This is a genomic window from Mesorhizobium sp. FG116 (assembly GCF_057809835.1).
Genome location: NZ_JBMDKS010000032.1, coordinates 1 through 13896, shown reverse-complemented (window position 1 = coordinate 13896; position 13896 = coordinate 1). Strand labels below are relative to the sequence as shown.

Genomic DNA, 13896 nt, shown 5'->3' with positions numbered 1-13896 from the left:
CCGCGAACCTGAATTGGAGAAACGATGCGACGACTTTCTGTTTTGGCCTCCGCCGCGCTCCTTCAGCTCGTCCCTCTCGGCTACGCACATGCCGGCGACGTGGCGCAGTTGGAAATCCTCGGCTTCAGCCAGGACGGCAGTGTCTTTGCGTTCGAGGAATATGGCGTCCAGGATGGCTCCGGCTTTCCCTACGCCAACCGCTATTACATCGACACCGCAACCGACAGCTTCATCAAGGGTACGCCGGTAAGGGTCCGCATCGACGACGAGTCCGCCTCGCTTGAAACGGCGAGGGATCAGGCCCGCCAGAAGGGCGAGCCAATCGTCAAGCAGGCGGAGCTTGCCGCCAATCGCGGCTTCACCGCCGGCTCCAACCCGGTCACGGAACTCTCCGCTGACCCTTTGCGCATCGTCGTCAATCCGCGCCCTGTCTTCCCCGCCATCGACCCGCAGCTCGAATTCCGGCTGGAAATCCTGCCGATGGGTGAAACACCCGGCTGCGAGGACCAAGGCGAGATCAGCGGCTTCCGCCTTGTGCGCGTCGACAGCGCGCCGGACGGAAAGACCCAACTCCTCCATGAAGACAAGTCGGTTCCGCAAAGCCGCGGCTGCCCGAACGGCTACAGCATCGGCGCGGTGCAGACCTTCTCCACCGACGGCCTTTCCCGCTATGCCGTTTTGATCGCGGTGCGCCGCGTCGGCTTCGAGGGACCGGACTACCGCTGGATCGCCGTGACCGGAAAACCGTGAGCGGCCGGCCGACACCGCCGGCTGCTTCGCCCTCGCGTCACTCCGGCATTGCCCAACACGCAACCCCGCATCGCGCGCGGCGGGCTTTGCCGTCGCTCAGTGTAGCGCTTGGCGGCGCATTGATGTGGGGGCTGGTCACCGGCGCATCGGCGCTCATCAACCTTTTGCTGGCTGAATGGGCAACGCCGGTCCAGGTGCGCGAAATCTCGCTGCTCTTCCTCGCCGGCGGCGCGCTGGCATTTCCGGTCGCGCTTTACCTGGCGCGGCTCTTGTCACTTGGGCGTGGCCGCGAAGTCGCCTTCGCGTCCCTGTTCGTCTGCCTGCTCACCACGACCATCGCCTTCACCAGTGGCCTGCACGCGCTGCTCTACTGGCTGCTCGGCGAACGCCACTCCGCCGCGTTCACCTATTTCTGGTTCCGCGAACTGTTCTTCACCGTCGCAGCCGCGCTCTACCAGTTTGCCGTCATCGGCATCCGGCTTTATTTCCCCATCGGTTTTGCCGCGCTCTTGTTGACCAGCCTCTGGTTTGCGCGGGTAACGCGTTGAGCATTTGGCCGCGCTCTGTTAGGACGCGGCCAACCTTCCCAATCGTTGGAACAAAAGCGCATGATCCCTCGCTACTCCCGGCCGGAAATGGTCGCCATCTGGTCGCCCGAGACGCGTTTCCGCATCTGGTTCGAGATCGAGGCACATGCGTGCGACGCGCTGGCCGAACTCGGCGTCATTCCAAAGGAAGCCGCGAAAACCATATGGGAAAAGGGCGGCACGGCGGAATTCGACGTCGCCCGCATCGACGAGATCGAGCGCGTCACCAAGCACGACGTCATCGCCTTCCTCACCCATCTTGCCGAATTCGTCGGCCCCGACGCGCGCTTCATCCATCAGGGCATGACCTCGTCGGACGTGCTCGACACCTGCTTCGCCGTCCAGCTCACCCGCGCCTCCGACATCCTGCTTGCCGGCATCGATGCGCTTCTGGCCGCTCTCAAGCGCCGCGCCTTCGAGCACAAGGACACCGTCACTATCGGCCGCAGCCACGGCATCCATGCCGAGCCGACCACCTTCGGCGTCAAGCTGGCCGAGGCCTATGCCGAGTTCACCCGCGCCCGCGAGCGCCTCGTCCATGCCCGCGAGGACATCGCGACTTGCGCCATCTCCGGCGCGATCGGCACCTTCGCCAATATCGAGCCCTACGTCGAAGAACACGTCGCGGCCAAGCTCGGCCTGAAGCCCGAGCCCGTCTCGACGCAGGTCATTCCGCGCGACCGCCACGCCATGTTCTTCGCCACGCTTGGCGTCATCGCCTCGTCCATCGAGCGGCTTTCCATCGAAATCCGCCACCTCCAGCGGACCGAAGTGCTGGAAGCGGAAGAGTACTTCTCGCCCGGCCAGAAGGGTTCTTCGGCCATGCCGCACAAGCGCAACCCGGTGCTGACCGAAAACCTCACCGGCCTTGCCCGCATGGTCCGTTCCTACGCCATGCCGGCGATGGAGAACGTGGCGCTCTGGCATGAGCGCGACATCTCGCACTCCTCGGTCGAACGCATGATCGGCCCCGACGCGACGGTCACGCTCGACTTCGCGCTCGCCCGCCTCACCGGCGTCATCGACAAGCTGCTGGTCTATCCGGACAACATGTTGAAGAACATGAACAAGTTCCGCGGCCTCGTGCACTCGCAGCGCGTGTTGCTCGCTCTCACCCAGGCCGGCCTCAGCCGCGAGGATTCCTACCGGCTGGTGCAGCGCAACGCCATGAAGGTGTGGGAACAGGGCGCGGATTTCCTCGAGGAACTGCTCGGCGACAAGGAAGTGACGGCAGCGCTTTCCGAAGCCGAGATCCGCGAGAAATTCGACCTCGGCTACCACACCAAGCACGTCGACACGATCTTCAGGCGCGTGTTCGGCGAAGCCTGATCCACCACATCGCTGGACATGAAAAAGGGCCCGTGCGGGCCCTTTTTTGCATCAGATTGCCTTTGGGATCAGGCCGGCTTGCCCGCAATGGTGCGGATTTCCGTGCCCCAGGGGTCCTGCTTGCTCGATGCGGCTGCTTCCGAGGACCGCATCTCGACCCAGGCCAGGCCGGTCCGCTCCTTTTCGCGCTTGCCGGCTCCCGCGCTCTGCCAGGTGTTGGCGCCGATGTGGTGATGGTAGCCACCCGACGACAGGAACACCGCCTGCGCGCCGTACTTCGCAACGGTATCGAAGCCGAATTCGCTGTTCCACCAGGCTTCTGCCTCGCTCGGGTCGCCAACGCGCAGGTGCACGTGGCCAACCACCGTGTTTTCCGGCGCGCCCTGCCAGCCCGCATCACCTTCCGGCACCGAACCAACCACGCCCTGCACGTCCATGCGGTCGGTCGCCATCGCAACCTGCGAACCGTTCCACTTCCAGCTATCCTTGGGCCGGTCGGCGTAAATTTCGATGCCGTTGCCTTCCGGATCGGTCAGATAAAGCGCCTCGCTGACGATGTGGTCGGAAGCGCCCTCAACCCTGATCTTCTGCGCAATCGCATGGTTGATCCAGCGGCCGAGATCGGCCCTCTCCGGCAGAAGAAATGCGGTGTGGAACAGTCCGGCGCTACGCGGATCGTCAGGCTCCGCAGCCGTGTCGGATTCCAGCACCAGAAGCGGCCTGCCGGCAGCGCCCAAAGTGATCGTCTCGCCATCGCGGGACAATTCCTGCAGCCCGACAACGTCACGATAATAAGAGGCAAGGCCCTCCGCATCGCGGGCGCGCAAGCCGACGCGGCCGATGCTCACCGGCGTCGTCGCGGAAAATGGCAATTCACTCATCGGTGTCTCCGTTCGACCGGCATTTGCCCAGCTTGCCAACGGCAAGGCACCTGCGGCGCCGATCAATGTGCGTCGTGTCAGCGTCAAAACCAAACTCCCGGCACGGCTGTTTCTGTCTCGGGTTCTATATCGAACAGGTCAATCGTTCACACAAGACGGCAAAAATCGAACATCGTGTTCACTATTTCGACTCTCAAGCCCAAACTGAGACCATTGCAGCCAACTCATGCTATCGCTACATGCGGGCCATGAAAGCTAAAGATGCAGATATTCTGATTGTCCCAGGATACACCAATTCCGGGCCGGATCACTGGCAAAGCCGCTGGGAAACCAAGCTCTCCACGGCGCGACGTGTCGAGCAGGCGGAATGGTCCAAGCCCGTGCGCGAAAACTGGACCGACGCCGTTGCCAAGGCGGTGAACGAAGCAGAGCGCCCGGTCATCCTCGTGGCGCATTCGCTCGGCGTGCCCACCGTCATCCAGGCGATCCCCAAATTCGCCAAGCCGGTCGCCGGCGCCTTCTTCGTTGCCGCACCAGATGTCGCCAATCCGAAGATCAGGCCGAAGCACCTGATGACCTTCGGTCCCTACCCGCGCGATCCGCTGCCGTTTCCATCGATCACGGTTGCCAGCCGCAACGACCCTTACTGCGCCTTCGATGTCGCGGAAGACATTGCAGGCGCGTGGGGCTCGCTATTCATCGACGCAGGTGAATCCGGCCATATCAATGCCGAATCCGGCCACGGTCCTTGGCCGGAAGGGTCGATGACCTTCGCCCACTTCATGACGCGGCTTTGATTCTTACCTGATGGACTTCTTGAGGTCGGCCAGCAGGCTGGACGCGCCCATCGAGATCAGTTGCTGTTCCTGCCCGGTCGCCAGCAGGCGATAGCCCATGTCCACGAAGCGCCCGGCGATCTTCGTATCGGTGACATAGATCGCGGCATATTTGCCGGCTTCCCGCGCACGCTTGGCCACAGAAGCCACCGTTTCCATCATGTCCTCAAGCGTGGAATTGACGGTCGCGCCGTTCGTCCAGGCGATGGAAAAGTCACCGGGTCCGAGGAAAATGGCATCGATGCCGGGTGTCTCCAATATGCCGTCCAGCGCGTCCAGCGCCGCGCGCGTCTCGATCATGGCAAAGGAAAGCGTGCGGCCGTTGCTCTCGCGCAGCCAGTCCTGATTGTCACCCTTGCCGTAGCGCGGAAAGCCGAAGGTCGGCCCCCAGGAGCGCTGTCCTACCGGCGGATACTTCATCGCCGCGGCAAATGCCCTGGCATCGGCCGCCGAATTGACCATTGGCGCGATTACCGCTTCGGCGCCGAAATCCAGCGCACGGCTCGCCATGTCGAAACGGCCGACCGGCACCCGCACGATCACCGGCTTGCCTGCCGCCTGTATCGGCGCGATGCAGCGCAGCACGCTGTCTTCGTGGTGGCCACCATGCTGCATGTCGAGCGTGACAGCGTCGAACCCCTGCCGCGCCAAGATCTCCACCGTCAACGCATCGGGTACGCCCGACCACGCGGTAATCAGCGTTTCTTCGGCCGCAAGGCGTTCCTTCAGGGTCATGGCGATTTCCTCATTGACAGAATCCAGTTTCAGCCGGAAACGCATGGAAAGGCAAAGAAAAACCGCCCGTGTTCAGCGGGCGGTCTATTGGTCCAGCGCAAAAGCCTGTGCGGCCCCTAGCTGTTCTTCACCTGCTCGGCTGCCGTCGCCATCAATTCGTCCATGGTGCGGCGAATCTGGTGGTCGGACTGGTCGATGCCGGCGGCGTCGAAATCCTTGCGGATCTTGCGGAACACGTCGTGGTCGCCAGCTTCCTCGATATCGGAAACGATAACTTCCTTGGCATAGGCCTCGGCATCCGCGCCGCTTTTGCCGAGCTTTTCGGCTGCCCAAAGTCCGAGCAGCTTGTTGCGCCGGGCAACGGCACGGAACTTCTGTTCTTCATCAAGAGCGAACTTGCGTTCGAACCCTTCCTCCCGGTCCTTCATGCTCGTCATGCCAGTGCCTCCAAGGTCGATCTTCGATTCGGTGAAGGTGAATATGTGGTGCCAAAGCACAAACCAAAAGGCCGCCGCCCGGTCAATATGCTAGATTGCCTGCCTCTGCGGCATTTCGAACGTCAAAGTGGGCGTTGAAACTCTTGAAAGCCGGGATTTGCTCATTGAGGAAAAGACCCGTTTGCGCTAGAGACCGCGATAAAGCCCCCACGGTTGCCGCTTTTGCGGCGAAAAAGGGACTGGTAGCAGCCGCCCGCCCCTCGAGCCAGAGAAACACAAGAAAATGAAGCCACGTCGCCGCATTTACGAAGGCAAGGCCAAGATCCTCTATGAAGGACCTGAGCCGGGCACCTTGATTCAGTTCTTCAAGGACGATGCGACCGCCTTCAACAAGAAAAAGCACGAGATCGTCGATGGCAAGGGCGTGCTCAACAACCGCATTTCCGAGCACATCTTCAACCACCTGAACCGCATGGGTATCCCGACCCATTTCATCCGCCGCCTGAACATGCGCGAGCAGTTGATCAAGGAAGTCGAGATCATCCCGCTTGAAGTTGTCGTGCGCAACGTCGCCGCAGGCTCGCTGGCCAAGCGCCTCGGGCTTGAAGAAGGCACCGTGCTGCCGCGCTCGATCATCGAATTCTACTACAAGGCCGATGCACTCGACGACCCGATGGTCTCGGAAGAGCACATCACCGCTTTCGGTTGGGCGAGCCCGCAGGAAATCGACGACATCATGGCGCTCGCCATCCGCGTCAACGACTTCCTGTCCGGCCTCTTCCTCGGCGTCGGCATCCAGCTCGTCGATTTCAAGATGGAATGCGGCCGCCTCTATGAAGGCGACATGATGCGCATCGTCGTCGCCGACGAAATCTCGCCCGATAGCTGCCGCCTGTGGGACGTCGCCACGCAGGACAAGCTCGACAAGGACCGTTTCCGCCGTGACATGGGCGGGCTGGTCGAAGCCTATCAGGAAGTCGCGCGCCGTCTCGGCATCATGAACGAGAACGAGCCGCCGCGTCCCACCGGACCGGTTCTCGTCGCTTCCGCTGAGCCGCCCAAGGGCTCGAAGCCGCACTGATCTATAGACAACCGGAGAGAGCCCAGCGTGATCAAGGCCCGCGTCACCGTAACCCTCAAGAACGGCGTCCTCGACCCGCAAGGCAAGGCCATCGAACATGCGCTCGGTGGTCTCGGCTTTGGCGGCGTCGGCTCCGTGCGTCAGGGCAAGGTGTTTGACCTGGAACTCAACGCGACCGACAAGACCAAGGCCGAAGCCGATCTGAAGGCGATGTGCGACAAGCTCCTCGCCAACACGGTCATCGAGAACTACGCGGTGGAGATTGCCTGACTTGAAATCAGCCGTCGTCCTCCTCCCCGGCCTCAACCGTGACCGCGACATGATCGCGGCGCTGACCAAGATTTCCGGCAACGCACCGGTCACCGTCTGGGAAACCGACACGGAAATCCCCGATGTCGATCTCGTCGTCATTCCCGGCGGCTTCTCCTACGGCGACTACCTGCGTTGCGGCGCAATCGCTGCCCGCATGCCGGCGCTCAGGGCCGTGGCGGAAAAGGCTGCCAAGGGCGTCATGGTCATCGGCGTGTGCAACGGTTTCCAGATCCTGGTCGAATCCGGCCTTTTGCCCGGCGCGCTGATGCGCAACACCTCGCTGAAGTTCGTCTGCCGCGAGGTCAAGCTTCAGGTCGCCAACGCCAACACCGCGTTTACCCGCAACTACCAGCCCGGGCAGATCATCCGCTGCCCCGTCGCGCACCATGACGGCAACTATTTCGCCGATGCAGAGACGCTTGCCCGCATCGAAGGCAATGGCCAGGTCGTGTTCCGCTATGCCGAGGGCACCAACCCGAACGGCTCGATCAACGATATTGCCGGCATCGTCAGCGACAAGGGCAATGTCCTTGGCCTGATGCCGCATCCTGAAAACCTCATCGAGGCCGCGCACGGCGGCAGCGATGGCCGCGCCTTGTTCGAAAGCGCGCTGGGGATTGCCGCGTAAAACCAGATCAACCCGCCACGCCCTGCACGGCGTGGCGCGTGTCCGAAAACTTCCTCCCAAAACGAGATGGACGGGCGCATGACCAAGGTATCATTCATTACCCGTTCCGCAGTTCTGGCGGTTGCAGCGCTTGCGCTCGCATCCTGCCAGTCGGGATCGAAAAGCAGCAGCGCGCCGTCGTCGGGCAAGAGCGCATCCCTGCGCGCCATGGAACAGGTCGCGATTGCCGCCCACAAATGCTGGATCGCCAGTAAGGACCCGGCCTTCAAGTCCTACCAGATGGCCAATGAACTGAACAATTTCGGCGGCACGCCCCGCTTCCTGCTGGTTCCGGCCAAGCACTATGGCGGCAAGCCGCTTCTGGTCGTGCAGGCAACCGGCAGTTCCAGCCGCGTCGATGTCTTCGGCCCGCTGATGAGCGAGCCGCTCGGTGCCCGCATCAGCTCCGACATTGCCCGCTGGCAGGGCGGCAGCAGCGACTGCGGCGCAAGCGCCTAGATGGGCCGCGCGCTGCAGATAAAGCCTGACGATCTGTGCAGAAACGGCGACCGTGCGTTTTCTTGTGCTGTGCTTCCTCGCCGTCCTTGCGGACCGTGGCGTTTCCCGCTTTAGGACGGGCTAGGATCAAACGGAAAGATCGATGACCATTTCCAACACCCGCCAGATCACTCCAGAGCTCATTGCCTCGCATGGCCTGAAGCCGGATGAATACCAGCGCATCCTCGAACTCGTCGGGCGCGAGCCTACCTTCACCGAGCTCGGCATCTTCTCGGCGATGTGGAACGAGCACTGCTCGTACAAGTCCTCGAAGAAGTGGTTGCGCACCCTGCCCACCAAGGGCGACGTGGTCATCCAGGGTCCGGGCGAGAATGCCGGCGTGGTCGATATCGGCGACGGCGACTGCGTCGTCTTCAAGATGGAGAGCCACAACCACCCCTCCTACATCGAACCGTACCAGGGTGCTGCAACCGGCGTCGGCGGCATCCTGCGCGACGTCTTCACCATGGGCGCGCGGCCCGTCGCCGCCATGAACGCGCTGCGCTTCGGCGCCCCCGATCATGCCAAGACCAAGCATCTGGTGGCCGGCGTCGTCTCCGGCGTCGGCGGCTACGGTAATTCCTTCGGCGTTCCGACCGTCGGCGGCGAGGTCAATTTCGACGCCCGCTACAACGGCAACATCCTCGTCAACGCCTTCGCCGCCGGCCTTGCCAGGACCGATGGCATCTTCCTGTCGCAGGCCAAGGGCGTCGGCCTGCCCGTCGTCTACCTCGGCGCCAAGACAGGCCGCGACGGCGTCGGCGGCGCGACCATGGCGTCGGCCGAATTCGACGACAAGATCGACGAGAAGCGCCCGACCGTGCAGGTCGGCGATCCCTTTACCGAAAAGTGCCTGCTCGAAGCCTGCCTCGAACTGATGGCGTCAGGCGCTGTCATCGCCATTCAGGACATGGGTGCAGCCGGCCTCACCTGCTCCGCCGTCGAGATGGGCGCGAAGGGCGATCTCGGCATCGAGCTCGACCTCGACAAGGTGCCGGTGCGCGAGGAGCGCATGTCCGCCTACGAGATGATGCTATCGGAGAGCCAGGAGCGCATGCTCATGGTGCTTCGCCCCGAAAAGGAAGCGGAAGCCGAAGCGATCTTCACCAAGTGGGGCCTCGACTTCGCCATCGTCGGCAAAACCACCGACGATTTGCGCTTCCGCGTCCTGCACCAGGGCGAAGAAGTAGCCAACCTGCCGATCAAGGAACTCGGCGACGAAGCGCCCGAATATGATCGCCCGTGGGTCGAGCCGAAGAAGCCTGCGCCGCTCGACGCCGCCGCGCTGCCGAAGGTCGATGTTGCCGATGCGCTCCTCAAGCTGCTTGGCGGGCCGGACCTTTCGTCGCGGCGCTGGGTCTGGGAACAGTACGACACCATGATCCAGGGCAACTCGCTGCAACGGCCGGGCGGCGACGCCGGCGTCGTGCGCGTCGAAGGTCACGCCAGCAAGGCGCTCGCCTTCTCCTCCGACGTCACGCCGCGCTACTGCGAGGCCGATCCCTATGAGGGCGGCAAGCAGGCGGTCGCCGAATGCTGGCGCAACCTCACCGCCACCGGCGCGCTTCCCCTCGCCGCTACCGACAACCTCAATTTCGGCAATCCCGAGCGCCCCGAAATCATGGGCCAGTTCGTCAAGGCCATCGAAGGCATCGGCGAGGCCTGCCGCGCGCTCGGCTTCCCGATCGTGTCCGGGAACGTCTCGCTCTACAACGAGACCAACGGCCAGGGCATCCTGCCTACCCCCACCATCGGCGGCGTCGGTCTGCTTGCCGACTGGTCGAAGATGGCCCGCATCGGCTTTGCCGCCAAAAACCAGATGATCGTGCTGGTCGGCGCGCCGCCAAGCTGGGGCACGCATCTCGGCCAGTCGATCTTCCTGCGCAACATCCACGGCCGCGCTGAAGGCGGCGCGCCGCCGGTCGATCTCGCGCATGAAAAGCGCGTCGGCGACCATGTGCGTTCGCTGATCGCGTCGGGCATCGTCACCGCCTGCCACGATCTCTCCGATGGCGGCCTCGCCGTAGCCTTGGCCGAAATGGCGATGGCGTCCGGCATCGGCGCCACCATCCCCGGCCTCACCGAAGCCGACCCCGCTGCCGTATTCTTCGGCGAGGATCAGGGCCGCTACCTGCTTACCCTTTCCATCGACCCACAGGGCGCGGAATGGGAACAACTCAGCGCACAACAGAAGAAGCTCGGCATCTTCGCACCGTGGATCGGCACCACGGGCGGGCGCGAATTGAAACTTGGCGAGGCGCGTGCCATATCCATTGATGAACTGACCACCGCTCACGAATCGTGGTTCCCGGACTTCATGGGAACCTGAACGGGGAATACGACATGGCAATGGACGCGCGCGACATCGAACGGCTGATCAAGGAAGGCATTCCAGACGCCAAGGTGACGATCCGCGACCTTGCCGGCGACGGCGACCATTACGCCGCCGAAGTCGTGGCCGAGAGCTTTCGCGGCAAGAGCCGGGTGCAGCAGCACCAGATGGTCTACAATGCGCTCAGCGGCAACATGGGCGGCGTGCTGCACGCCTTGGCGCTGCAAACCAGCGCGCCCGACTGATCAAGGCTTTGGCCCAAAACCGGGCCAATTGATGCGCCATTTGGGTATCGGGACGCCAAACGTCTTGTTTCCGGGCGCACACGGGGTTATCTGGAAGCAAAGTTTTGCGGCCTGGCTCCCACAGGCCTGAAAGGATTGGCCATGAGCGGCATCAACGATTACATCGACAGCGAAGTCAAGAACACCGACGTCGTGCTGTTCATGAAGGGCACCCCCGGCTTCCCGCAGTGCGGTTTCTCCGGCCAGGTCGTGCAGATCCTCGACTATGTGGGCGTGGACTACAAGGGCATCAACGTTCTCGATTCCAGTGAGCTGCGCCAGGGCATCAAGGAATATTCCAACTGGCCGACCATCCCCCAGCTTTACGTCAAGGGCGAGTTCGTCGGCGGATGCGACATCGTGCGCGAGATGTTCCAGGCAGGTGAACTGCAGACCTTCTTCGACGAGAAGGGCATCAAGGTCAAAGGCGCCGCCTGACCTAGACACCAATTTCCTCTCCGGTTCCGGCACCTGTCGGGACTGCTTCTGAAGGCGCTGGCCACCCCGGCGCCTTTGTTGCTCTCTTACGGGTGAATGAAATGGACGCTACCGCGAATACGGCACCGCCCCGCTTGCTTGGCATGAGCAAGGTGGAATTCATCGCCATGATGGCGATGCTTATGGCGCTCAACGCGCTTGCCATCGACATCATGCTGCCCGGCCTGCAGGAAATCGGCGCCAGCCTCGGCGTCGAGAGCGAAAACCATCGCCAATATGTCATCTCGGCCTATCTGATGGGCTTTGCGGTGGCCCAGCTCGCCTATGGCCCGCTCGCCGACCGCTTCGGGCGCAAGGCTCCCATGCTGGCCGGCCTCGGCATCTATATAGTCGCGGCCACCCTCGGTGCCTTTGCGCCAACCTTCGAGGCCCTGCTTCTGTTCCGCTTCGTCCACGGCATAGGTTCGGCCGCCACGCGCGTCATCACCGTTTCCATCATCCGCGACGTCTTCGGCGGACGGCAGATGGCCGAAGTCATGTCGCTGGTCATGATGGTGTTCATGATCGTGCCGATCATCGCGCCCGGCACCGGACAGGTCATCATGCTGTTCGGCGAATGGCACCTGATCTTCGTCTTCATGGCCGCGGCGGCAATCGTCGTGTCGCTATGGATGAAGCTGCGCCTGCCGGAAACGCTGAACCCCGCCGACCGGCGCCCCTTCACCGTCCGTTCGATTGGCGAAGCCTTTGCCATCGTGCTCACCAACCGCGTGGCGCTCTGCTATACGCTGGCCTCGACCTTCATCTTCGGCGCGCTGTTCGGCTTCATCAACTCGGCCCAGCAGATCTATGTCGGCATCTATGAGCTCGGCGCATTGTTCCCCGTCGCGTTCGCCGCGGTCGCAGCCTTCATGTCGCTTGCGTCCTACCTCAACTCCCGGCTGGTGGGGCGCTTCGGCATGCGCAGGCTTTCGCATGGCGCCCTGATCGGCTTCATGCTGGTAAGCGCTGTCTGGTTCGTCCTGTCGCTGTTTGGAACCATTCCGTTCCCGCTGTTCCTGCTGCTGTTCGCGCTGGCCATGTTCCAGTTCGGCCTGATCGGCTCGAACTTCAACGCGCTGGCCATGGAACCGCTCGGCCATGTCGCCGGCACCGCCTCCGCCGTGCTTGGCTTCATGGGCACAGCTGGCGGCGGGTTGATCGGCGCGCTGCTTGGCCAGGCTTTCGATGGAACGACGACACCGCTCGGAGCCGGTTTCTTCGGCGTCGCCTTGGCCGGCCTGGTGTTCGTTCTGATCGCGGAACGCGGCAAGCTGTTCCAGCCGCACAATAAACCCGTCTGATCCGCAATGGCCTGCCGGTTCACTCCGAACCGGCAGAACCCGCGCTTAGCGCCAGTCCGGCAAAGTCGAACAGCTTGCGGTCGAGCAGATGCGACGGGCGCACATTGGTCAGCGCCCGGATCATCGTATCCTTGCGCCCCGGCATCTTCTTTTCGATGTCGTCGAGCATTGCCTTCATGATGTTGCGCTGAAGCCCGTCCTGGCTGCCGCACAGGTCGCACGGGATGATCGGGAACTGCATGCCCGAGGCAAACCGTTCCAGATCGTTTTCGGCGCAGTAGGACAATGGCCGCAGCACCATCACGTCTCCGTCGTCGTTCAACAGTTTCGGCGGCATGGCGGCAAGGCGGCCGCCATGGAACAGGTTCATGAAGAAGGTTTCGAGGATGTCCTCGCGGTGATGCCCCAGCACCAGCGCCGAGCACCCTTCCTCGCGGGCAATCCGATAGAGATGACCGCGCCGCAGCCTTGAACACAGCGAGCAGTAGGTGCTGTTTTCGGCCAGCTTGTCGGTCACGATCGAATAGGTGTCCTGGTACTCGATGCGGTGGGCGATGCCGTTGGCGTTGAGATAATCCGGCAATATGTGCTTCGGAAAATTCGGCTGGCCCTGGTCGAGATTGCAGGCCAAAAGATCGACCGGCAAGAGCCCGCGCCATTTGAGGTCGAGCAGGATGGCGAGCAGGCCGTAGGAATCCTTGCCGCCAGACAGCGCCACCAGCCAGCGCTCGCCGGGCTTGACCATTGCGAAATCCTCGATGGCCTGCCGGGTCAGCCGCAACACGCGCTTGCGCAGCTTGTTGAACTCCACCGAAGACGGCGCATCCCTGAACAGCGGATGATATCCGCCTTCCGTGTCGGCGATCGGTTCGGGTTGCATGTTCATTGTCGTTCGGCCTGTCTTTTCGTCCCGCCCGGCTTACAACATCACCCTTGCCGCTGCGAAGGGTTTTTCATGGCCGCTGGATCACGCATGCCCGCTTTCGCTGTCTTCTGCTTCGCTCGAGCATTGCCGCACTGTCACGGAATGAATCCCGGACAGCATCGCCTCACTTCGTTCATCTCGCTTCCGGGATGACGCGGCGTGTAAGTCTCGCCCTATGGATGCGGGGCTGTTTAGCCCGATCTGGTTTCCTAAATGGCCAAAGCAAAGCATGTCCGCTTCGTAAGCTCGGGCAAGCGAGCGCATCCCTACGCGTCGTCTCCTGAAGCGGGAGCTCAACCTTCCCACTTCGTCATCCCGGAATTCTCTTTCGAGCGAAGCAAGAAAGGAATGTCCGGGATCCATTCCGTGACATCGCGGCAGTGCGCAAGCGGTACAGAAGTCGCTTTCCTCTCCCCGCCTGCGGGGGTGAGCAGCCGGTTCGCGAAGCGAATTCATCATGC

Annotated in this window: 16 protein-coding genes; 12 read left to right on the top strand and 4 right to left on the bottom strand. The window is 62.6% G+C overall.

What is annotated here, in order from left to right:
- The first annotated feature begins 24 nt into the window (after nt 1–24).
- The 3 genes from ACODTY_RS20260 to purB are packed head-to-tail and all read left to right on the top strand — an operon-like array spanning nt 25 to nt 2666.
- Nucleotides 25–750 carry a DUF2259 domain-containing protein gene (locus ACODTY_RS20260; RefSeq protein ID WP_488996002.1) on the top strand — a complete coding sequence of 242 codons (726 nt, stop codon included), beginning with the start codon at nt 25–27 and terminating at the stop codon, nt 748–750.
- The gene (locus ACODTY_RS20255; RefSeq protein WP_488996001.1) at nt 747–1298 is read left to right on the top strand and encodes a hypothetical protein; all 552 of its coding nucleotides are present in this window, start codon (nt 747–749) and stop codon (nt 1296–1298) included. The genes ACODTY_RS20260 and ACODTY_RS20255 overlap by 4 nt, the downstream gene beginning before the upstream one ends.
- Before the next feature lie 60 nt (nt 1299–1358).
- Nucleotides 1359–2666, top strand: a complete 1308-nt coding sequence (purB, locus tag ACODTY_RS20250) for an adenylosuccinate lyase (protein ID WP_488996000.1) — start codon at nt 1359–1361, stop codon at nt 2664–2666.
- Nucleotides 2667–2734: 68 nt separating this feature from the next.
- Here purB and ACODTY_RS20245 read toward each other — a convergent pair whose 3' ends face one another.
- Entirely contained in the window at nt 2735–3634 is a 900-nt protein-coding gene (locus ACODTY_RS20245) for a VOC family protein (protein WP_488995999.1), read from the bottom strand.
- 161 nt (nt 3635–3795) lie between these two features.
- On the opposite strand from ACODTY_RS20245, the gene ACODTY_RS20240 reads away from it, so the two are divergent.
- Entirely contained in the window at nt 3796–4344 is a 549-nt protein-coding gene (locus ACODTY_RS20240) for an RBBP9/YdeN family alpha/beta hydrolase (protein ID WP_488995998.1), read from the top strand.
- Nucleotides 4345–4347: 3 nt separating this feature from the next.
- Here the strand turns inward: ACODTY_RS20240 and ACODTY_RS20235 are convergent, their stop codons facing one another.
- Both ACODTY_RS20235 and ACODTY_RS20230 read right to left on the bottom strand, forming a co-directional pair.
- Entirely contained in the window at nt 4348–5118 is a 771-nt protein-coding gene (locus tag ACODTY_RS20235) for an HpcH/HpaI aldolase family protein (RefSeq protein ID WP_488995997.1), read from the bottom strand.
- Nucleotides 5119–5234: 116 nt separating this feature from the next.
- The gene (locus tag ACODTY_RS20230) at nt 5235–5555 is read right to left on the bottom strand and encodes a DUF1476 domain-containing protein (RefSeq protein WP_488995996.1); all 321 of its coding nucleotides are present in this window, start codon (nt 5553–5555) and stop codon (nt 5235–5237) included.
- Between the two features lie 283 nt (nt 5556–5838).
- Between ACODTY_RS20230 and purC the strand changes: the two genes are divergently transcribed.
- The 8 genes from purC to ACODTY_RS20190 all read left to right on the top strand — a co-directional run bounded on the left by purC (nt 5839) and on the right by ACODTY_RS20190 (nt 12510).
- Nucleotides 5839–6636, top strand: coding sequence for a phosphoribosylaminoimidazolesuccinocarboxamide synthase (gene purC, locus ACODTY_RS20225; protein ID WP_056236017.1), 798 nt, complete (start codon nt 5839–5841; stop codon nt 6634–6636).
- 27 nt (nt 6637–6663) lie between these two features.
- A complete protein-coding gene (gene purS, locus ACODTY_RS20220; protein WP_488995995.1) occupies nt 6664–6906 on the top strand; it encodes a phosphoribosylformylglycinamidine synthase subunit PurS in 243 nt (80 codons plus the stop codon).
- 1 nt (nt 6907) lies between these two features.
- The gene (gene purQ / locus ACODTY_RS20215) at nt 6908–7576 is read left to right on the top strand and encodes a phosphoribosylformylglycinamidine synthase subunit PurQ (RefSeq protein ID WP_488995994.1); all 669 of its coding nucleotides are present in this window, start codon (nt 6908–6910) and stop codon (nt 7574–7576) included.
- A gap of 78 nt (nt 7577–7654) precedes the next feature.
- Entirely contained in the window at nt 7655–8074 is a 420-nt protein-coding gene (locus ACODTY_RS20210; RefSeq protein WP_488995993.1) for a hypothetical protein, read from the top strand.
- 142 nt (nt 8075–8216) lie between these two features.
- Complete coding sequence (purL, locus tag ACODTY_RS20205; protein ID WP_488995992.1) at nt 8217–10442, top strand: phosphoribosylformylglycinamidine synthase subunit PurL; 2226 nt, start codon at nt 8217–8219, stop codon at nt 10440–10442.
- A 14-nt stretch (nt 10443–10456) separates the two neighbouring features.
- Nucleotides 10457–10690: a BolA/IbaG family iron-sulfur metabolism protein gene (locus ACODTY_RS20200; RefSeq protein ID WP_056236035.1), complete on the top strand. Its 234-nt coding sequence runs from the start codon at nt 10457–10459 to the stop codon at nt 10688–10690.
- Between the two features lie 141 nt (nt 10691–10831).
- The gene (gene grxD, locus ACODTY_RS20195; protein ID WP_056236038.1) at nt 10832–11167 is read left to right on the top strand and encodes a Grx4 family monothiol glutaredoxin; all 336 of its coding nucleotides are present in this window, start codon (nt 10832–10834) and stop codon (nt 11165–11167) included.
- 143 nt (nt 11168–11310) lie between these two features.
- Complete coding sequence (locus ACODTY_RS20190; protein ID WP_488996036.1) at nt 11311–12510, top strand: multidrug effflux MFS transporter; 1200 nt, start codon at nt 11311–11313, stop codon at nt 12508–12510.
- A gap of 19 nt (nt 12511–12529) precedes the next feature.
- Here the strand turns inward: ACODTY_RS20190 and ttcA are convergent, their stop codons facing one another.
- On the bottom strand, nt 12530–13396 hold the full coding sequence (ttcA, locus tag ACODTY_RS20185) for a tRNA 2-thiocytidine(32) synthetase TtcA (RefSeq protein ID WP_488995991.1): 867 nt from the start codon (nt 13394–13396) through the stop codon (nt 12530–12532).
- Nucleotides 13397–13896: the final 500 nt, after the last annotated feature.

Excerpts from the sequence above, each read along its gene's own strand:
- ACODTY_RS20260 (WP_488996002.1), top strand. The coding sequence starts at position 25 with ATGCGACGACTTTCTGTTTTGGCCTCCGCCGCGCTCCTTCAGCTCGTC.
- purB (WP_488996000.1), top strand. The coding sequence starts at position 1,359 with ATGATCCCTCGCTACTCCCGGCCGGAAATGGTCGCCATCTGGTCGCCC.
- ACODTY_RS20240 (WP_488995998.1), top strand. The coding sequence starts at position 3,796 with ATGAAAGCTAAAGATGCAGATATTCTGATTGTCCCAGGATACACCAAT.
- ACODTY_RS20235 (WP_488995997.1), bottom strand. The coding sequence starts at position 5,118 with ATGACCCTGAAGGAACGCCTTGCGGCCGAAGAAACGCTGATTACCGCG.
- ACODTY_RS20230 (WP_488995996.1), bottom strand. The coding sequence starts at position 5,555 with ATGACGAGCATGAAGGACCGGGAGGAAGGGTTCGAACGCAAGTTCGCT.
- purC (WP_056236017.1), top strand. The coding sequence starts at position 5,839 with ATGAAGCCACGTCGCCGCATTTACGAAGGCAAGGCCAAGATCCTCTAT.
- ACODTY_RS20210 (WP_488995993.1), top strand. The coding sequence starts at position 7,655 with ATGACCAAGGTATCATTCATTACCCGTTCCGCAGTTCTGGCGGTTGCA.
- purL (WP_488995992.1), top strand. The coding sequence starts at position 8,217 with ATGACCATTTCCAACACCCGCCAGATCACTCCAGAGCTCATTGCCTCG.
- ACODTY_RS20200 (WP_056236035.1), top strand. The coding sequence starts at position 10,457 with ATGGCAATGGACGCGCGCGACATCGAACGGCTGATCAAGGAAGGCATT.
- grxD (WP_056236038.1), top strand. The coding sequence starts at position 10,832 with ATGAGCGGCATCAACGATTACATCGACAGCGAAGTCAAGAACACCGAC.
- ACODTY_RS20190 (WP_488996036.1), top strand. The coding sequence starts at position 11,311 with ATGAGCAAGGTGGAATTCATCGCCATGATGGCGATGCTTATGGCGCTC.
- ttcA (WP_488995991.1), bottom strand. The coding sequence starts at position 13,396 with ATGAACATGCAACCCGAACCGATCGCCGACACGGAAGGCGGATATCAT.